This window comes from Staphylococcus schweitzeri, from assembly GCF_002902405.1.
In the GTDB taxonomy this organism is placed as follows: Bacteria; Bacillota; Bacilli; order Staphylococcales; family Staphylococcaceae; genus Staphylococcus; species Staphylococcus schweitzeri.
On sequence record NZ_PPQS01000014.1, the window covers coordinates 1 to 18,891 of the forward strand.

The 18,891-nt window shown below is 30.9% G+C and carries 18 protein-coding genes; 4 read left to right on the forward strand and 14 right to left on the reverse strand.

From position 1 onward, the window contains the following. Window positions 1-105 precede the first annotated feature (105 nt). The 3 genes from CD116_RS03230 to CD116_RS03240 all read right to left on the reverse strand — a co-directional run bounded on the left by CD116_RS03230 (window position 106) and on the right by CD116_RS03240 (window position 3,279). Window positions 106-615: a YjcG family protein gene (locus tag CD116_RS03230; RefSeq protein WP_000600387.1), complete on the reverse strand. Its 510-nt coding sequence runs from the start codon at window positions 613-615 to the stop codon at window positions 106-108. A gap of 193 nt (window positions 616-808) precedes the next feature. Further along, window positions 809-1,567, reverse strand: a complete 759-nt coding sequence (locus CD116_RS03235; RefSeq protein WP_047551239.1) for an esterase family protein — start codon at window positions 1,565-1,567, stop codon at window positions 809-811. A gap of 143 nt (window positions 1,568-1,710) precedes the next feature. Further along, entirely contained in the window at window positions 1,711-3,279 is a 1,569-nt protein-coding gene (locus CD116_RS03240; RefSeq protein WP_047531330.1) for an alanine/glycine:cation symporter family protein, read from the reverse strand. A 339-nt stretch (window positions 3,280-3,618) separates the two neighbouring features. Between CD116_RS03240 and cozEa the strand changes: the two genes are divergently transcribed. Next, complete coding sequence (cozEa, locus tag CD116_RS03245; RefSeq protein WP_047531328.1) at window positions 3,619-4,704, forward strand: lipoteichoic acid biosynthesis protein CozEa; 1,086 nt, start codon at window positions 3,619-3,621, stop codon at window positions 4,702-4,704. A gap of 141 nt (window positions 4,705-4,845) precedes the next feature. On the opposite strand, the gene fabI is transcribed toward cozEa, so the two are convergent. The 7 genes from fabI to CD116_RS03280 form a co-directional block, all read right to left on the reverse strand. Further along, window positions 4,846-5,616, reverse strand: coding sequence for an enoyl-ACP reductase FabI (gene fabI / locus CD116_RS03250; protein WP_000933190.1), 771 nt, complete (start codon window positions 5,614-5,616; stop codon window positions 4,846-4,848). Window positions 5,617-5,825: 209 nt separating this feature from the next. After that, window positions 5,826-7,670: a monovalent cation:proton antiporter family protein gene (locus CD116_RS03255; protein WP_047551236.1), complete on the reverse strand. Its 1,845-nt coding sequence runs from the start codon at window positions 7,668-7,670 to the stop codon at window positions 5,826-5,828. Between the two features lie 9 nt (window positions 7,671-7,679). Further along, complete coding sequence (mgtE, locus tag CD116_RS03260) at window positions 7,680-9,065, reverse strand: magnesium transporter (RefSeq protein ID WP_047551233.1); 1,386 nt, start codon at window positions 9,063-9,065, stop codon at window positions 7,680-7,682. Between the two features lie 20 nt (window positions 9,066-9,085). Continuing rightward, window positions 9,086-9,940, reverse strand: a complete 855-nt coding sequence (locus CD116_RS03265) for an RluA family pseudouridine synthase (RefSeq protein ID WP_047424708.1) — start codon at window positions 9,938-9,940, stop codon at window positions 9,086-9,088. Next, window positions 9,937-10,746, reverse strand: coding sequence for an NAD kinase (locus tag CD116_RS03270; RefSeq protein WP_047447638.1), 810 nt, complete (start codon window positions 10,744-10,746; stop codon window positions 9,937-9,939). The genes CD116_RS03265 and CD116_RS03270 overlap by 4 nt, the downstream gene beginning before the upstream one ends. Window positions 10,747-10,762: 16 nt before the next feature. Beyond that, complete coding sequence (gene yjbM / locus CD116_RS03275; protein WP_047551229.1) at window positions 10,763-11,398, reverse strand: GTP diphosphokinase; 636 nt, start codon at window positions 11,396-11,398, stop codon at window positions 10,763-10,765. Between the two features lie 16 nt (window positions 11,399-11,414). Then, window positions 11,415-11,762: a UPF0738 family protein gene (locus CD116_RS03280; RefSeq protein ID WP_047424702.1), complete on the reverse strand. Its 348-nt coding sequence runs from the start codon at window positions 11,760-11,762 to the stop codon at window positions 11,415-11,417. Window positions 11,763-11,945: 183 nt separating this feature from the next. Between CD116_RS03280 and CD116_RS03285 the strand changes: the two genes are divergently transcribed. The 3 genes from CD116_RS03285 (at window position 11,946) to yjbH (ending at window position 13,853) form a co-directional block, all read left to right on the forward strand. After that, entirely contained in the window at window positions 11,946-12,539 is a 594-nt protein-coding gene (locus tag CD116_RS03285) for a CYTH domain-containing protein (RefSeq protein ID WP_047551226.1), read from the forward strand. A 119-nt stretch (window positions 12,540-12,658) separates the two neighbouring features. Next, entirely contained in the window at window positions 12,659-13,024 is a 366-nt protein-coding gene (locus CD116_RS03290) for a truncated hemoglobin YjbI (RefSeq protein WP_047424698.1), read from the forward strand. Window positions 13,025-13,046: 22 nt separating this feature from the next. Then, entirely contained in the window at window positions 13,047-13,853 is an 807-nt protein-coding gene (yjbH, locus tag CD116_RS03295) for a protease adaptor protein YjbH (protein WP_031787339.1), read from the forward strand. Window positions 13,854-14,311: 458 nt separating this feature from the next. On the opposite strand, the gene pepF is transcribed toward yjbH, so the two are convergent. From pepF to spxA, 4 genes are all read right to left on the reverse strand, one after another. Further along, window positions 14,312-16,120 (reverse strand): oligoendopeptidase F, encoded by a 1,809-nt coding sequence (pepF, locus tag CD116_RS03300; protein ID WP_000082725.1) that lies wholly within the window; start codon window positions 16,118-16,120, stop codon window positions 14,312-14,314. Between the two features lie 47 nt (window positions 16,121-16,167). Continuing rightward, window positions 16,168-17,154, reverse strand: coding sequence for a competence protein CoiA (locus tag CD116_RS03305; RefSeq protein WP_047551220.1), 987 nt, complete (start codon window positions 17,152-17,154; stop codon window positions 16,168-16,170). 120 nt (window positions 17,155-17,274) lie between these two features. Then, window positions 17,275-17,994, reverse strand: a complete 720-nt coding sequence (mecA, locus tag CD116_RS03310; RefSeq protein ID WP_001217728.1) for an adaptor protein MecA — start codon at window positions 17,992-17,994, stop codon at window positions 17,275-17,277. 365 nt (window positions 17,995-18,359) lie between these two features. Further along, entirely contained in the window at window positions 18,360-18,755 is a 396-nt protein-coding gene (gene spxA, locus CD116_RS03315) for a transcriptional regulator SpxA (RefSeq protein WP_000258003.1), read from the reverse strand. Between the last annotated feature and the right edge of the window lie 136 nt (window positions 18,756-18,891).

Genomic DNA, 18,891 nt, shown 5'->3' on the forward strand with positions numbered 1-18,891 from the left:
TTCTAATTGAAAATTATCTTACTGCTGTTTTTTTAGGGATTTATGTCCCAGCCTCATTTTCTTATTAATTCAAACATACTACGATTAACAATACTATTATGTTACTTAAGCTAATTTAAACGTTTCAATAACTTTCCATTTATCTTCGTCATCGTCAAAACGTAACAAAGTTAATTCATCGATAATTTCTTTATGGTCTACCCCAGCTAATGCTACTTGACCAAAAATATCTTCGAATTCTTGGCTAGATAGTCCTTGTGCTATTGTAAAGTGTGGCACAAAAACATGTTCAGCTTCTCCATAGAAATCTTCTCCATTAAAGCGATTAAACAATTCTTCTAAGTCGTCCGTTTTCGCAACTTTAAAGTAAATCACATTGTTCGTTGGTTTGAAGCTAGAAGCTTTTGTAGCATGAACTTCTACTGCTGGTATACCATTAATACGAGCTCTAACCTGTTCAATGACAGAATCTAAATCACCATCTTCAATTTCAAATGGCGCTTTAATTGTCACATGTGGTTTAATTCGTGAATACTGTTTATCATATCTTTTACGGTAAGAATCCACCGCTTCTTGAAATGACTTTGATGGAATTAATGCTAATCCTAAAATCATCTGAATTCCTCCTTTGTTTAACCTATTGCTATTATATCAAATTTCTTTGAAAACCGTTACATTAAAAATAATTCATTATACATATTTTGCAATTTCGACAAATTTAAATTAAATTAAACAGTAAAATCTTTTATAAATTATAATATAGACCAGACTATATGAAGACATTTCATACTAAATCTACTAATGTAAATTATTCATATAGTTGATCATCTGTGTCTTTACTTAAAAAATACAATAATATATCTGACAGCAATGGTTTCCAATCTTTCCATTGGTGACCACCTTCAAATTCATCGTAATAATAAGTTATATTATATTTCTTAATTTGTTCAGCTAATACTCTATTCGGTGTTAAAAAATCGGCACGCTTACCATTTGTTGGTAAAGTGAAATCTTTTTCTTCTTTACCAACGACATGCCAAATCGTCAATTGCTCTTTATTAGCACTTTGATTTAGCTTATCTAATACTTTTTCATCTGAATGTGGACTTAACATTGCTACACGACTAAAAATCGTTGGATAGGTCAAAGCCGTTAAAAAGGCGATACTACCGGCTAAACTATCACCAATTAATAGCCTTGCATTACCCACTTTCAGTGTAGAAAAGGTTGAATCAATAAATGGTAAGACTTCTTTTCCAACTGACTGTATTGTTAAATGTGACCGACTTCCTTGTGGATGAAATTCTTCTCTACGTTTATCAACGTCTTCATAATGAAATCCAACGATAATCGCATCATCAATACGCGATTCTTTATTTAATGCTTCATATGTACGTTGTATTCGCCCGAAACGCAAAAAATCTAATCCGTCAAAGCAAATAATAACATTATACTTTATAAGTTGATTATATGTCTCAGGTAAATAAATACTTAACGTGACATCTCTATTTAAAATATTACTATATAAAACATGTTTATTAATCTTACCAGTTTTAAATTCTGACATAAAAAAGTGCCCCCTAGTAGTTGTATTGTTATTGTACCAAGAGACACTATATTTTTAAAATTCAAATTTCTGAGCACCTAAAATTATCAATGCTGTTTCTTTTTTATCAAATGATCACTACATATACTATAAACAAAAGTAGATTACTTTTTGGCACGTGCTTGTTTTAAACGTTCTGGATACGTCTTCAACCAAAAGATAGCATTAGGCAATTTCTTCGGATCCGGTTCATAAACTGCATTATAACCGCTTCCCAAATGTTTCTTTTGTATTTCATAATCTTTTAAAGCGTTCACAGCAGGTTTGTGTAATATCCAAATCGCAATGATATTTAACCAAGCCATTAAGCCTACACCTAAATCACCGAATGCCCATGCTACATCAGCTGTTTTAATTGCACCGTAAAATGTAGCAAATAAAATAATCACTCGTGCAATATTAATAAATATGTTTGAAACTTGATTATTTTGATTACGCGTTAAATAAGCAACATTGGTTTCCGTAATATAGTAATACGATAAAATTGTGGTAAATGCAAAAAAGAATAAGGCAAATGCTATAAAGTATGACCCAATACCTGAGAATGATGGATCAAAATGGTATCCACTACCATGGAATGCTTTATCAATACCTGCTTGTGCATACATTGCAGTACCTGAATAGTCTTTACCATTTGCATTTTCAACATAGATTCCACTATCTTTAATTAAATGCGGTGTTCCGTTCTCATTAACCTTGCCATCTGTAACATTATATGTCCCAGAAATTAATATAATTAATGCTGTTGCAGTACATACAAATAATGTATCAATGTATACTGAAAATGCTTGTACTAGACCTTGTTTACTTGGATGTGATACTTCTGCTGCCGCTGCTGCGTGTGGACCTGTACCTTGACCAGCCTCATTTGAGTATAATCCACGTTTAACACCAATCTCTATCATTGCGCCAACGATACCACCAAAAGCAGATTGTAATCCAAATGCTGATTTGAAAATTAATGCAAATAACGCTGGCACTTCTTGTATATTGATACAAATGATAATGACAGCCATTAGTATGTAAATAATTGCCATAAATGGCACAACGGCTGTTGCAACATTGGCAATGCTACGTACACCACCAAAAATAATTAATCCCAAAATAACTACAACAATACCACCCATAATCCATTGTGGCACATGAATCGCGTTATGCATTGAACTTGCGATTGCATTTGATTGCACACCTGGAAGTAATAAACCTACAGATACAATGGTAACAATTGCAAAGATAATTCCGTAAATTTTACCAAATTTACCACCAATACCATATTCAATATAGTACGCTGGTCCACCACGATATTCATTATTTTCAACTCTCTTGAATATTTGACCAAGTGTAGATTCAATAAAAGCACTACTTGCACCTAAAAACGCAGTAATCCACATCCAAAATACTGCACCAGGCCCTCCTATAAATATTGCAGTAGATACACCGACAATATTACCTGTTCCAACTCTTCCTGCTAATGACATGGCAATCGCTTGAAAACTTGAGATTCCATTTGGAGATTTCTCTCCTTGAAACATCAATCGAATCATTTCTTTAAAATGTCTAACTTGAAAAAAGCGCATGCGCAATGTAAATAACACACCAGTAATTAGTAAACCATAAACTAATGGTTTACTCCAAACAACCTCATTTAAAAAGGTTACTAATTTTTCAATCATAAGATTCCCCCTATTGTTTAAACATAAAAATATTATACGATTAAGCACGATCCACTTCAATATTTTTTCAGAATATTCTTATAAATAAGAGCGTAATAATTTAATTATATAAACACGTTTAATATTAAAATAAGTTATTCATACAAATTAGTACGGTTTGTTCCATTTACAGACATGTAAGTCATTGTAAAATTGCACAAACTATAGAAAGTAAATATCTTAAAAGAGAAAGTGCATGGTTAATTTAAGTGGATTAAAAAATATTAACCTTTTTAAGCACTGCTATTTAGGATATACTAAATAGTAACTAAGTTTAGAAAAATAGGAGGAACATCGTTTATGTTAAACAAAGTTTGGTTTCGAACTGGCATAGCATTGATTATGCTGTTCATACTCATCAAACTATTTATGGAAGTGCACGAAGTATTTACTCCAATTGCTACAATCATCGGTTCTGTATTTCTTCCATTTTTAATTAGTGGATTTTTATTTTATATCTGTCTGCCTTTTCAAAATCTACTAGAAAAAGTCGGCTTCCCAAGATGGGCTAGTATTACAACAATCATGTTAGCTTTGTTTGCTATTATCGGCTTAATTGTTGCATTTGTTGCACCAATCATTATTTCAAATATCAACAATTTAATTAGTCAAACACCTGCCCTACAAAAAGAAGCAGAACAAATTATTAAATTCGCCCTAGCTCAAATGGATAAATTACCTGAAGATGTAACAAGTAGAATAACTAATATGGTTAAATCTATGGGCGATGGTGTAACTAATATTTTATCTAATTCGTTACAATATATTACATCATTAATTTCAACCATCTTCTTATTGATTATGGTTCCATTCTTCTTAATTTACATGTTAAAAGACCATGAAAAATTTATCCCAGCTGTTGCTAAATTTTTCAAAGGTGAACGTAAAGTATTTTTCGTAGATTTATTAACTGATTTAAACTTTACATTAAAATCATATATCCAAGGTCAAGTTACTGTCAGTGTTATATTAGGTATATTTTTATATATAGGATATTCTATTATTGACTTACCTTATATTCCATTATTGGTTTTATTTGCAGGGGTAGCCAACTTAATCCCATTTTTAGGCTCATGGTTATCTTTTGCACCAGCAGCTATCCTAGGAATTATCGACAGCCCAACTACATTTATATGGGTATGTATTATAACTTTAATCGCACATCAGCTTGAAGGTAATGTCATTACACCTAATGTTATGGGTAAATCTTTAAGCATTCATCCATTAACAATAATTGTTGTTATTTTAGCAGCTGGTGATTTAGGTGGATTTACATTAATCCTAATTGCAGTTCCATTATACGCTGTCTTAAAAACGGTTGTTAGTAATATTTTTAAATATAGACAACGTATTATGGATAAAGCAAATAGCAATGTTAAAGACTAATCCATCAATTCTTTTAAATAACATTAACAAAACTTATTCACTTCAAAAGTATCCATTTCAACTTTTGAAGTGATTTTTTTAACAATAATAAAAAGCTTTGATCACTCTATATAGAATGAACAAAGCTTATTTGTTTATAAATTATTTAATTGCATGGAATCCGCTATCTACATGAATATTTTCACCTGTAACACCACTTGATAAGTCACTTAATAAGTAGGCTGCTGTTTTACCTACTTCTACTTGATCAACGTTTCGTTTTAATGGTGCACGTTCTTCAATTTCTTTAAGGATTGTATTGAATCCACCCACACCTTTTGCACTTAATGTACGAATAGGACCTGCAGAAATGGCATTCACACGAATGTTATCTGGACCTAAATCTAAAGCTAAATATTTAACATTTGCTTCTAAGCTTGCTTTAGCAACACCCATAACATTGTAATTTTGAACCGCAAATTCGCCACCTAAATAAGTTGTAGCAACAATGCTACCACCTTCAGGCATTAATTTTTTAGCTTCATGAGCAACAATCGTTAATGAATACGAACTAATGTCTTGCGCTAATAAGAAACCTTCGCGAGATGTTTCAGAAAAACGTCCACGTAAATCTTCCATATTGGCAAATGCGATTGAGTGGTAAACACCATCAATATTACCTACATCTTTTCCAATTTGTGCAAAACCATTAATCACTTCTTCATCACTTTGAACATCTATTTGATATAAATGTGCTTCAGGTTGATTTAATTGTTCTAATAACTTTTCAAGCTCTTTGCGACTACGTTCTTTACGATAAGTAAATACTAATTTCGCACCTAATTCGTCTAAAACTTTTGCTACGCCAAAAGCAATGCTACGCTTATTAGCAATTCCCATAATGACATATGTTTTGTTTTCAAGATTTAACATGTAAGATAACTCCTTAATATAATGAATTTAACGGGTAGAATAACATATCCCTGTTTTTAATAACTTTTTATTCGTCATTACATTTTAACACTATTATGACTTTTTAATAAAGTTATTTAAACGTTTTGGCAGTATAAATATTAGATTTGAAGCAACGCATAGCTTACATTTTTAATTAATGTAATTGGAAATGCTTCATTTATAATATTTTAATAATAAAATTCTAATTCTTGTTTCAACTCATCAACGTATTCTTTAGCACCAGTAACAATTAGTCGGTCACCATAACGTAATTGAGTATCACCATGTGGTACAATCGATTCATTATTTCTAATGATACGAACGAAGATAATATCGCCACCAAATGGGAAATTTCGTAATTGAATATTTTCATATTTATAATTTAACATTTGGATTTCATATAGTGATGTTTCAACATTACTTAATAAATTCAACATGTTAGGTGTTTCTATTAAACCTTTTAATAATATTTTATTACTTAAATAACTACTGAAAATTTCTATACCAGCTTCGACTAATTCCGTATCATCAGATGTACTTTCTAATCTACAAATGACTCGTTGAACTTGATGATTTTTTGCTAACATAGCAACTTTTCGGTTAATATCATCATCATTTGTTGCACATACTACTATATCACGATCAAATAAACCTAATCTTTCTAAAACATCTTGCTCATAATCTGCAATTTCAATCATTGTAATTTCATCAGATAGTTGACGACGATCACTTAAATCTTTTCGATAATATAAAGTCACATCATACAATTGAGATGTTAAATTTTGAGCAATCGGTATTGTTAGCTGGTTTTTACCTATTAAACTAACTTCAATTTTACGGTTAAATTCATCTGGAATTGGAAATAGTTTTTTGAAAATAATCGGAACGAATACACATGTAATTACAGCACTTAGTATTAAAATACCTGATGTTTCAGATGAAATAGCATTTAATCTTTCAGAGATTTTAGCCGCAGCAATCACGAGTGACAGCGTTGACGTTAATAAAAATGCAGATGCAATCGTCGTTTTCATATCAAACCATCGTCTTATATACATGACTGGTATTAATTTTGAAATAATAAATGCAATTATTAATATTGGTATAATAATTAGTAATTTAGGTTCTTTAATTAACGAAGGTATGTTTAAATCCACGCCAACCATTATGAAGAATATCGGTATAAAGAATCCATAACCGAATGAATCTAGTTTTTCCACCATTTCTTCATCCGGGTTTAATAGTGACACGACAACACCGGCTAAAAATGCACCTAATATATTTTCAGCTCCAACACCTTCTGCTAATGCTACTAATAAAATAATTAAAGCAAATACTGCACGAATACCTATTTGTGTCGTACCATCCATCAGTTTTTGTAAAAATGACATACGCTTAAATTGAACCCCTAAAATATATGAGATTGCTGTGAAAACAACGAGTATGCCAATTAACCAAATTGTACTTCCACCTTGACCATTAATTGCACCATACACTGTTAATAAAATCATTGTTACTAAATCTGCAAGCACTGCAACAAGTAATATAAATTGACCTATTGTAGTTCGCATAATATTCATTTCTTTCAATGTCGGCACAACAACACCTAGTGAAATTGTTGAAATAATAATGACCATCAATAATACATCATCAACTAAGCCCAACCATTTAAAGACATATGCTAAGAAAATTGAAATAATCATAATTAAAGCAAATACTGTAAGTGCTAAGTTCAAGTGACCTGGAATTGATGTTTCTTCATCATTATGTCCTTGACGACCACGTTTATCTTTTTTAAATGCTTTAAAATCTATTTCTAATCCACTTAAAAACATTAAAAAGATAAAACCTAACGTAGATAAAATATTTAAAATAGAATCCCTTTCAACTATATTTAAAAAGGAATTTCCTATGACAATCCCCATTAATATTTCTGCAACAACAACTGGCAAGAAATTAATATTTAATCGATTGACAATTATTGGAGTTAAAAACGCTGCTAACACGACAATAACTAAAGATAAAAACTCCATAACTCCTCCTTAAATTAAGTAAGCCATAAATGATGTAGCTAAACCAAAATAAATTAACATACTTATAATATCATTGATTGTAGTAATAAATGGTCCACTTGCTACGGCTGGATCAATATTTAATTTATTCATTAACAATGGAATCATCGAACCTACAAAAGTCCCCACAGTCATCGCACAAGTTAAACTACCTGCAACAATTAATGCTAAAAGCGGCTGATGATAAATTGCTACAATAATTGTAAATAAAATCGTAGCACAAACAACACCTGATAATACACCACTACCCGCTTCTCGTATAGCAATTTTAAACTTACTTTGTTCATTAATTTCTCCGGTAGATATATTACGAACTGAAACGGCTAACGATTGTGTACCAGAATTCCCTGACATCCCACTAATAATTGGAATAAACGCTGCAAGTAGCGCAACATTTTCTAATGTTTTTTCGAAACGACCTAAAATTGTAGCTGTAATCATACCTAAAAAGGTTAAAATAATAAGCCACGGCAAACGTTTCATAGCAGTCTTTACAATTGAATCATTAGTAGAGTCAATATCCGAAACCCCCGCTAACCTTGAATAGTCTTCACTCGCTTCTTCATCCATTACATCTAAAATATCATCAATTGTAATAATACCTAATAAATGATCTTGATAATCTATAACTGGTACTGCCATAAAGTCATAATCTCGCATAATTTGTGCGACATCTTCTTGGTCATCAGCCACATTAACACTAATTACACGCTCATTCATAATATCCTCAATATAAGCATCATTTTCAGCAACAATTAAATCTCTTAATGATAAAACTCCTACTAATTTACCTGAGTCATCAACTACAAAAATTACATAAATAGTCTCTGCGTCTGGCGCTTGTGCTTTAACTAATAACAATGCTTCTTTAACTGGAGTATGTGCTTTAAGTGATAGATACTCGGTCGTCATAATACCGCCCGCTGTATCCTCATCGTAATGAAGTAATGCTTTAATTTCATTGGCATCGTCTTTATTCATCAATGTTAAAAGACTCGCAACCTTAGGTTTAGTTAATTCATTTAAAATGTCTACCGCATTATCATAGGACATATCTTCTAAAATATGACTAGCATAAGTTGCATTCATTTTATCAAATAGTGTTTCATACTCATCATCATCAATGCCTAATTGGTCAAAGAAACTTGCAACTTCTTCTGGAGATAAATATTGGAAAATCTTTTGTCTATTTTCATCCGTTGTATCTTCAAAATACTCACTTTGTTCATAATTGTGCAACGACAGAAATTCTTCTCTAAATTGATCAATATCATTATTTTCTAAGTATTGATCTAATAATGTTTTATTGTAAATCTCATCTTGAACGCGCTCTCTATCTTCTGTGTTCATAGACAAATTTACACCCCCTGTGTCATTCAAAGTTCATTAAATAAATTCAGCAAATTTTTATAATCAATTGTAATTTCAATGTCTTTGTTAGTGATTGGATGGACAAAATTCACTTGGGTACATTGTAATGTTTGACCTTGAACCCGTTCATGGCTTCCACCATACAATGAATCTCCAACTATAGAATGACCAATATATTGAAAATGTACGCGTATTTGATGTGTTCTTCCTGTATGCAAATACACTTTACATAAACTATAGTTATCATTTTGAGTTAAGACCTCATATGAAGTTTTGGCGTATTTTCCATCCTCTGAAACCTCTCGCGTTATAATACTATCACTTGAACGCCTAATATTCGCTTCAATAACGTCATTTAATTTTGTTTTACCATTTGCAAGACAAGTATATACTTTTTCTAATTTTACTTTAGAAAATAAATGATGGATATGTCCATATTTTGCAAAAATCACGATACCTGTTGTATCCCGATCTAAACGGGTAACAATATGAGGATTTATATTCTCCCCTTTATCTTGACAATAATGTAATACTTGTTCGATTAAACTTTCATGTGGATGCTCTCTAGATGGCGTACAATTTTGATTGTTTGGTTTAGTAACGAGGATGATATAATCATCTTCATATATAATTTCTATTGGTCGATGAAATGGAATTAAATTGCTACTATGAATTTCTCGAGGTAAATGAATGACTAGTGTATCTTCTGGCATTAATACTTTTCTAACAGTTACATGCTGACCGTTAACAATTAAAGCGCCATTTTGTTTAATGGCGCTCACTGTCTTCTTAGAAAAGTCATGTCGTGCTAAAAATGTTTTAACAGTTTCCTGCTGCGTTATTTGATATGTAAATTTCATCGTGCTTCATCACTTGAAATAAACGAATCATGAACACGTTTCCAAAATGGGAACGGTCTGAAGCGTGCAAATCTTACTTTTTCATTCGCAACACGATATTGAATTGAATTAACATTTTTATGTTTGATACTAACATGGTCAATCGTCATTCGAATCGTATCATGATTAACTGGTGATATTAAACATGTATGATGCTTAGGTAAAACTAAAGGTGAACCTACTGTTCTAAATACTCTATTATTAATAGAAGCAATTTCAGTAATCTGCATTGCTTCAAGTGATGGATGAATCAATGCACCACCTAAAGCTTTATTGTAAGCTGTTGAACCTGATGGTGTTGATATACATAAACCGTCACCTCTAAAACGTTCAAAATGTTTACCTCTCAAATTTACATCTACAACAAGCGTTGAACCATTTTCAGTTTTCATCGTTGCTTCATTTAAAGCTAAGTATCTAGTTTCATAGCCATTGTCATTATACCTCACGATGATTTCAAGTAGAGGATATTCAATAACTTGAAACTCTGAATTATTAATTTCGATAATTAATTTTTCCACTTCATGAGGTAACCAATCAGCATAAAATCCTAAATGACCTGTATGCACACCAACAAATGCCACTTTAGATAACATATGGCTATATTGATGAAAAGCTTGTAATAACGTACCATCTCCGCCAACTGATATAACTATTTCAGGATTTTCACTATCTTCAATCATGCGAAAATCTTTCATATAATTCATCATTTTATGCTTTAAAGCATTGGACTTAGAATCACCTTTAGTTAAAATTGTATAACGCATGATTTACTACACCTCGTTAATCATTTTCATGTTTTTTCGAACGCTTCTGAGTATAATATTTCTGTGCTTCTTGAATCTCATCTTTAATTTCAGACATTTCTTCATCGAGTAAATACGCTGCTTCCGCCGCTCTTTCTAGACGATGTTGGATTTCATCAGGGTATGCACCATCATACTTATATCTCAATGTGTGTTCAATTGTAGCCCAAAAATTCATTGCCAACGTACGAATCTGAATCTCAGCTAATATAAATTTTTGCCCGTGTAATGTCTCGATTGGATATTCGATAATGACATGATACGAACGATAGCCACTTTCTTTAGTGTTACGTATATAATCTCGTTCTTCAACCACTTTAAAATCTTTTCTTTGTCTTAATATATTAACAACTACATCTATATCTTCAACAAATTGGCACATCATTCTTAGGCCTGCGATATCGTACATTTCTTCTCTTAACCTATCAAATGGTATACTTCGTTTATTCGCCTTATCTATAATGCTAGAGATTGGCTTAACACGTCCAGTTACAAACTCAATTGGAGATGCTTGTTCTCCTATTTCATATTGTTTGCGCATACCTTTAAGCTTTACCTTTAATTCATCAACTGCTTGCTTATAAGGTGTTAAGAACTGATCCCATTGATTCATAGTGCTTCACCCCGCTTTATTCTATGTCGAAAGTATCTTCAACGGTTGCTACAAATTCTTTACCGTAGTTATTATTCCCTTTAATATTTTCTAAAATATATGACAACTCTTGGTGAAATTCCGTTAATTCTAATTTATCATTGATAATGATTTTTTTAGTCATATTTTCGTGTAACATAGTCCATGTTTCTTGAACGAAAATCAGATAAGCATACGCTTTACCATCATCCAATGTATATGCAAAAGCATAATTATCACTATCAACAAGCATTTGTCCTATTTCAGTTAGTCCTTCAATAGAATCATCTGTATAACAATAAAGTGTATCATCTTTGATTTTTATTTCATTAATATATAAACGCATGCTTACTCCTCCTTATTCCATAACATTTTAACATAATTCAATTACACAAAACACTTACGAACTCTATTTTTAACTGGCAAATTAACTTTGATATCGGATAAATGAAATTACTTTTAAAATTCAACCTTGTCATTCATAATATAGTTAAGATAAATTGAATTTGATACGAGGTGTATAACTAACATGGCAACTAATCATGAAATAGAATTCAAACAAATGATAACTGCCTCAATTTATGAGACATTACAAGAAAAATATTTTAAAGATAGCGTATTATTTAAACAAGTCAATTATTATATTGATACACCTGATTTCAAATTAAAACAACATCATTCTGCATTAAGAATACGAGTTAAAGGCAAACAATTTGAAATGACATTAAAGACACCTGCTGAAGTTGGAATAATGGAATACAATCATAACATCTCTATAAAACCAGATATGAACTTGATTATTTCAAATGACAGTCTTCCAAGTGACATTCGTCACATTTTGATTCATCAATTTGACATTAAAGACCAGTCCTTATCAATTCTTGGATCACTAACAACTTATCGACAAGAAACACAATATAAAGATGATTTACTGGTTTTAGATAAAAGCGAATATTTAGGTACTACAGATTATGAATTAGAATTCGAAGTTAAAGATTACGATCAAGGATTACAAAAATTCCAAAGCTTATTAAATGAATTGAACATTGAACATAAACAACCATTAAATAAGGTTCAAAGGTTTTTTAAGAAAAAAGAAACTCTTTCAAACAATATAAATTAAATTGGCAAATATGCATATTTCTTTCAAATGTTTCAAATCATGTTATATTAGATATATATTAAGTTAAGTTCGTAACGATAAATATTAATGTTACTAAATTTTTAAAAACGGGTGATGAAATGACAACAACGCCATATGACATCATTGGTAAAGACGCATTATATGATATGATTGATTATTTTTACACCCTTGTAGAAAAAGACGATAGGCTTAATCACCTATTTCCAGGAGATTTTGAAGAAACAAGTCGTAAACAAAAACAATTTTTAACACAATTTTTGGGTGGTCCTGATTTGTATACAGCAGAACATGGACATCCAATGCTAAGAAAAAGACATATGGAATTTACTATCACTGAATTCGAGAAGGATGCATGGTTAGAAAATATGCATATCGCAATTAATCGGGCAGCCTTCCCACATGGTGTGGGCGATTATTTGTATGAGCGCTTAAGATTAACTGCCAATCATATGGTGAATTCCTAAAATTAATTGTAGGTGAATAAACATGGCTGGAGAATTACGAATAATGGAAAATAAGAGTCGTGAAGATTTTAATCTATCACCTGTAAGTAAAATCGAGATTTATTCATTTTTCGATCCATTTAGCTCCGATTGCTTTAAATTATCAGCAATCTTATCAAAATTAAGAATTGAATATAATCAATATATACGCATTAGACATATTTTAAATCCTTCATTAAAGGTATTAACAAAATGTCAGGCTCAAAGTACATCAAACTTTGATAATATCGCTCTAGCATATAAAGCCGCTGAGTTACAAGGTCGTGTGCGTGCCGAACGTTTCATACATTTAATGCAAAATGAAATCATACCAAAACGTGATATCATTACTGAATCAATGATTTGTGATTGTATCCAAAATGCTGGTATTGATTTAGAAGTTTTTAAAGACGACTTACAAAAAAGCAAATTAACAGAGAGCTTAAAAATAGATTTGCATATAGCACGAGAAATGGAAATCGAACAAGCCCCTTCCCTAGTATTCTTTAGTGAAGATGTTCATGAAGAAGGCTTAAAAGTCGAAGGTTTATATCCTTATCATATTTATACTTATATTATCAACGAATTAATGGGTAAACCTATCGAAAAGAATCTTCCACCTAAATTAGAAACATATATTCAGCAACAACAACTTGTAACGATGGAAGAATTATTAACGATTTATGAATGGCCTGAAAAGCTTTTAAACAAAGAATTAAAAAAACTAGCTATTCAACAAAAAATCGAAAAGCTTAAATATCCAGATGGTGACTTTTGGAAATCAAAAATGCCTAAAATCAAATCAAAATAAATATATTAAAGACCTCGTACACCATAAATGTAACGAGGTCTTTTTATTGACTCTTAATTTTGCAACATTAAATTATTAGAACGTAATGTTACGCATCGATCTAAATATATTAGTGATGTTTTTCGAATTTAACAGTTCGAAAATTATACAAATTATAAATTTGGTACATAATAGACATATATTAATCGTCAATGTATAAAAAGTGCATATTTAATACATTTTTATACAACTCCACTTCCCTCTTATTAAAAAAGAACATAAAAAAACGTCGTGTCTGAATACACGACGCTAAACAAAGGGGATGGGAGAAATTTTTCACTTCAAACAAAGGGGTATGTTTGTTATGTGATTAATTTCATGTTCATAATATAACACGCAATCTCTTCCATTTCAACCTTTTAATAGTACTTAATTTAAATTGTCACAATCTGTTCATAATGTAAGCGAATACAATAGTACTAAGCTTTCATTAATTTTTCAAAAGCGTTCAATTTTTGTTCAAAAACTTCACAAGCTTGTTCAATTGGTTCAGGTGTTGTCATATCTACACCAGCATTTTTTAATATCTCAATTGGATAATTCGAGCTACCTTTTTTCAAGAATTCATTAATATATCTATCAACTGCTGGCTTACCTTCTGTTAAAATTTGATGACTTAAGCTTTGAGCTGCACTGTAACCAGTTGCGTATTGATATACATAATAATTCATATAGAAGTGTGGAATACGTGACCATTCCTTACTAATATCTTCATCAGTTTCTACAGAATCACCGAAGTACAATTTATTTAATTTGGCATATTCTTCATTCATTCTAGTTGGCGTTAATGGTTCACCTGCTTCTTCAATTGCATGAATTTTATGCTCAAATTCTGCGAACATTGTTTGTCGGAATAATGTAGCTCTGAAACGTTCTAATTCTTGATTTAATAATAATAAGCGTTTTTCATCATCTAAGTGTTTATCCATGTAATCACTTAAGAGTGCTTCGTTACAAGTTGATGCAACTTCAGCGACAAAAATAGTGTAGTCACTAGAATTTGACGGTTGGAATTTTCTACTGAAGTAACTATGTGCTGAATGTCCAAATTCATGAACTAATGTGTATAAGTCTGAAATAGTATTAGACCAGTTAAGTAGAATAAATGGATTAGTTAAATGTGCACCTGATGAATAACCACCTGAACGTTTACCTTTATTCTCATAAACATCGACCCAACGATTGTTTAAGCCTTCTTTAACTACATTTAAATATTCTTCACCCATTGGTTCTAAAGCTTTTAACATCCACTCTTTAGCTTCTTCATAAGGCATTTCAAACTTAATATCTTTAATTAATGGTGTATATAAATCATACATTTTCAAGTCATCTAAACCTAGCAATTCTTTGCGCAATTCAGTATATCTATGTAGCAACGGTAAATATTTATGTACAGTTTTTACTAGATTGTCATATACATTTTCTGGTATATGATTATTACTCAATGCTTTTTCTCTTGCAGTTTTGTAATTGTGTGTACGAGCATTAAATACATTTTTCTTCACTTCACCTGCTAGCGTAGCGCCAAGCGTATTATTATGAGCACCATATGCTTTATATACATTTCTAAAAGCACTTTCTCTTAGTTTGCGATCATCTGATTCTAAATACTTAATAAATGTACCTTGTGTTAACGGGTGTGCATTTCCATCTTTATCAATCGCATCTTCAAATACTAAATCAGCGTTACTAAACATACCGTATACATTTGATGGCGTTGATAACGCGTCTTGCGCTTCTGTTAATAACTTTTCAGTTTCAGCATCTAAAATATGAGGACGTTTTTCATTAATCAACTTCAAATCAAATGCGAATTTTTGTAATTTATCATATGAATTTACAAATGATTGAATTTTATCTTCATCAATTTGTAAAATCTCTGGCACTAAGAAACTCCATGCCGAGCTAAATTTAATAATTAATTGATGTGCTCTTGACTCCATACCAGTATACTTGTCGTTCGTTGTATCTTGGTCTTGTTTTAGGTGCGCGTATACATATACTTTTTCTAATTTAGTACCTAATGTATCTTCTAATTCTAACGCATTGTATAGTGTCTCAGCACTATCACCAATGTGTCCTTTAAATTGTTCTTCTTTGCCTAACTCATTTTCAACTTCTTTAAATGCAGCCTCAAAAGCTTCATCATCTTTGAAAATTGTTGTTAAGTCCCATGTATATTCAGGATATTTACGTTCCTGTTCTTCTCTCGATAATTGTTGACTCATATGTAGTAAACCTCCTAATAAAATATAATTGATATAATTTTCTCATTTTAGAACAAAATTTGCACGTCATTACCTCTATCTGAATAAATATTTAAATAATTGTTAATAAGTTTTTCTATAATTGCTGTTTTACTTTCTAGAGCAACAATAAACTTTTTCAGTTTAAAATAATTAAGATTGTCACTTACAAATTTGCTTTTTCCATTCTTTAACCATAAATCAACTTGTAATTGCCACTCAATTGGATGATTTTCAATATAAATTTGCTCTGGAAAAATATAACCATAATTGTGCACTACTTCTTGATCAGTTAACTGTAACTGATACATTGCACTTAAAGTCGGTTCTAAAACAGAATTTTGCCAGCGACAATATTTGATATATTGATTAATTGCGAACTTTGATAATTTATAAACAGCATGATAATCACAAGGCGCCTCATTATACAACTCACTAATACTGTCTTTCGTCTTATACGCAAAATACTTATTGCCACCTAAACTTTGTAATAGATCAAATTTATATATTTGCTTATTTTCCAAATTGAACGTATGAAGTTTTCGAGTGATTGGATTAATAAACATACTTTGAAAATGATTGAACTTCACTTTATTATGACAATAATCAACATCATTTAATAACCAACTTACTTTATATCCCATTTTCTTTAAACCTTCCGTTCGTTGAAGAATCTGTTTATAAGGAATTGGCGAATACTGTAGCTCAATAACATATTTATTATTAATCAAAATATCCGGAATTTGTTTTATTTCTTTTAAAAATGGCTCTATCTCTACTTTACATCCTTGTTGCTGTATCATCTGTGCTAAAATCAATTTACTTTTATAATGTTTAATCGATTCATTATTAAAACATTTTTGTTCCGCTAAATGTTTATGTGCAAAATGACTAATTACTTTGAGCCCACGCTTTAAAATAACTTGCTTGCCACACACCGGACAAAAATATTGTGTCTTTCTCAATGCAGTAGTTGCTAACACGCGTTCCTTTTCTTCATTTAAAGCTACTAACATATCTTCACCTCAAAATATTACACGTAAGTTTAACTACTATTACTTTTTCAGCTTTTGAAATCAATAAAAAAAGAGACTCCAAAGAGTCTCCTTTCATAGTGCGTTGCTTAATTAATATCGTTATTCAGTTGTCTCTGGAAAATAACGTCGAACTTGAGCTGTTACGTTATGACTCATAATTATTTTAGCATAGTCATTTAAATAAACTTCTGTTCTGTCTGTTGGATAAGCAAATTCAAGCAATTGACTGTAACTATCATTAATGACCTCTTGATCAACATGACTATCAAAATGTACAGCATAATAATAAGTACCATCAACCATATATAACAAATCTTCAAACTCTGTAGTTATTGGATTGCTATGATATGCATAATTAATAACATCTTCTAAATCGTTAAATTTCACAATGATTGTTCTTGTATTTTTACGTGCTGAAGACTTTTGACGTTTAGAACCTTGAGCCTCTTTTTCTTTTGTTCGTTGCTCGAATAATTCTTCTAATTGATCTTCACCTTCTAATGTTTGAGCTAACAATTCTTGAACTTGTTCATCAAATTGATCAGTTGCATCATCATCAGACATATTCATCATATCTTCATTTTTAGATTTAGAAATTGTGACTTCGACACCTTTTTCAAAGGCATGTACTTGAATCCATAATGGACCTTCTACAACAAAATCTTCTTCTTCGTTAATTTCATCCATCATTGACCAAAAGAATTCTTCGCCACGTTTGCGATTTGTCCATAAATCTTCACGACTAAATCCACGGGCCTCGATATCGCTATATGTTATAAACAATTTTACAGTTGTATCATCTACTCGTTCTATTCTCATATCATCTCACTCCTTACAGTCGATGAATAGTATCCACATTGTATTAAAGCATCAAACAAAATACAATTTATTTGTTTGATTTCTTTCTCTAAAATATTTTGGTAACTTATAATAACATATTCGTTGTAGCAAAACTATTTAAATGATTTATACAGTTAAAGCATTAAAGCACTTGCTTAATTTAATTTTACATTATCACGCGAAATGTTTCATCCAAAATACTCTCACATATATTTAATAAATAACACATGAACATTAAACATAATACAATTTATCCATTTACAAAAGCCAAAAAAGCAACACTATATAAATAGCGTTGCTTGACATATCTTTTAGTAAAGTAATGACACATAGTTAAATGGTTATTAGTCAACCATACGTTGTGCTTCTTGTAATTGGAACGTACGAACTTTTCTAGGTAAGAAACGTCGAATCTCGTCCTCATTATAACCAACTTGTAGTCGTTTATTATCTAAAATAATTGGACGACGTAATAAGCCAGGATTATCTTGAATGATTGAATATAAATCTTGTAATGGTAGTGAATCAATATCAACATTTAATTTTTGGTATGTTTTAGAACGTGTAGAAATGATTTCATCAGTACCGTCTTCAGTCATTTTTAATATTTGCTTAATTTCATCAATTGTTAAATGTTCAGAAAAAATATTACGCTCCGTATACGGAATGTCATGTTCTTGTAACCATGCTTTCGCTTTACGGCAAGATGTGCAACTTGGTGAAGTAAATAATGTTACCATACATCTCACTCTCCTATTTGAATGAATAAAATTCATTGCTTAAAATTTAGTTATAGATCAAGAAAAAACATTTTTTTCTAAAATTCTTAATCGTTACTATTTATTATAACTATCTAACATTAAAATTAAATGAGAA

Excerpts from the sequence above, each read along its gene's own strand:
- CD116_RS03285 (WP_047551226.1), top strand. The coding sequence starts at position 11,946 with ATGGCAACTAATCATGAAATAGAATTCAAACAAATGATAACTGCCTCA.
- pepF (WP_000082725.1), bottom strand. The coding sequence starts at position 16,120 with ATGAGTCAACAATTATCGAGAGAAGAACAGGAACGTAAATATCCTGAA.
- fabI (WP_000933190.1), bottom strand. The coding sequence starts at position 5,616 with ATGTTAAATCTTGAAAACAAAACATATGTCATTATGGGAATTGCTAAT.
- yjbM (WP_047551229.1), bottom strand. The coding sequence starts at position 11,398 with ATGAATCAATGGGATCAGTTCTTAACACCTTATAAGCAAGCAGTTGAT.
- yjbH (WP_031787339.1), top strand. The coding sequence starts at position 13,047 with ATGGCTGGAGAATTACGAATAATGGAAAATAAGAGTCGTGAAGATTTT.
- CD116_RS03290 (WP_047424698.1), top strand. The coding sequence starts at position 12,659 with ATGACAACAACGCCATATGACATCATTGGTAAAGACGCATTATATGAT.
- CD116_RS03230 (WP_000600387.1), bottom strand. The coding sequence starts at position 615 with ATGATTTTAGGATTAGCATTAATTCCATCAAAGTCATTTCAAGAAGCG.
- CD116_RS03255 (WP_047551236.1), bottom strand. The coding sequence starts at position 7,670 with ATGGAGTTTTTATCTTTAGTTATTGTCGTGTTAGCAGCGTTTTTAACT.
- CD116_RS03240 (WP_047531330.1), bottom strand. The coding sequence starts at position 3,279 with ATGATTGAAAAATTAGTAACCTTTTTAAATGAGGTTGTTTGGAGTAAA.
- mecA (WP_001217728.1), bottom strand. The coding sequence starts at position 17,994 with ATGAGAATAGAACGAGTAGATGATACAACTGTAAAATTGTTTATAACA.
- CD116_RS03305 (WP_047551220.1), bottom strand. The coding sequence starts at position 17,154 with ATGTTAGTAGCTTTAAATGAAGAAAAGGAACGCGTGTTAGCAACTACT.
- cozEa (WP_047531328.1), top strand. The coding sequence starts at position 3,619 with ATGTTAAACAAAGTTTGGTTTCGAACTGGCATAGCATTGATTATGCTG.
- CD116_RS03280 (WP_047424702.1), bottom strand. The coding sequence starts at position 11,762 with ATGCGTTTATATATTAATGAAATAAAAATCAAAGATGATACACTTTAT.
- CD116_RS03270 (WP_047447638.1), bottom strand. The coding sequence starts at position 10,746 with ATGCGTTATACAATTTTAACTAAAGGTGATTCTAAGTCCAATGCTTTA.
- CD116_RS03235 (WP_047551239.1), bottom strand. The coding sequence starts at position 1,567 with ATGTCAGAATTTAAAACTGGTAAGATTAATAAACATGTTTTATATAGT.
- spxA (WP_000258003.1), bottom strand. The coding sequence starts at position 18,755 with ATGGTAACATTATTTACTTCACCAAGTTGCACATCTTGCCGTAAAGCG.
- CD116_RS03265 (WP_047424708.1), bottom strand. The coding sequence starts at position 9,940 with ATGAAATTTACATATCAAATAACGCAGCAGGAAACTGTTAAAACATTT.